This is a genomic window from Flavobacterium rhizophilum, assembly GCF_046000485.1.
Taxonomy (GTDB): Bacteria; Bacteroidota; Bacteroidia; order Flavobacteriales; family Flavobacteriaceae; genus Flavobacterium; species Flavobacterium rhizophilum.
Genome location: NZ_JBELQB010000055.1, coordinates 1 through 562 on the forward strand (window position 1 = coordinate 1; position 562 = coordinate 562).

Below are 562 nucleotides of genomic sequence, written 5' to 3' on the forward strand. Positions count from 1 at the left end.
TACATTCGCCGTGGCCGCCCCTATCATCACCAGACCGGTGAGAAGGAAAATGCTCTCGATGTTCGGACGATCCGGGCTGCACGCCGCTGCCGCCTCCCTCGCACTTGGCGCCACCCTGCCCGCTTCGGCGCAGACCGCTGCGCCGACCCCTGCTCCGTCCGCGACCCCCGCGCGGCTCCAGATCCAGCCCGTCGCGCTGCCGCTTCCTACGGTCACGCCCGACCAGGCCGACCAGCTGCGCCGCATCATCGTCCAGGGCCGCATCGGCCAGGGACTGCGCTATTCCTCCGCCGCGGCCGAAATCCTGCCCGCCGACGATGCCGACCGAGACGGGCACCTTCTGGAGATTCTCCGAGCGACGCTCGGCGGTGACGACGATGTCGCCGAGATTCTGGTCGTTCTGCGTCGTGACGTCGGTATCCGTCTGCGTGGTCGCCGGCGGGGTGGTGCCCGTCGCCGTCTGGGCCAGCGCAGGCATTGCCGGCGTCATGGCGGCACCGAGCAGAAGCGCGGCCCGCAGGCCGATCCGCGAATTGTTCAACACTATCCTCTCCCGAGTCAT

1 protein-coding gene is annotated in these 562 nt (G+C 69.0%); it reads left to right on the forward strand.

Going from position 1 to position 562, the window contains the following annotated elements; genetic code table 11:
* Positions 1-562, forward strand: a 562-nt coding sequence (locus ABS768_RS17700; protein ID WP_408076260.1) for a hypothetical protein, incomplete at both ends; no start/stop codon positions are given.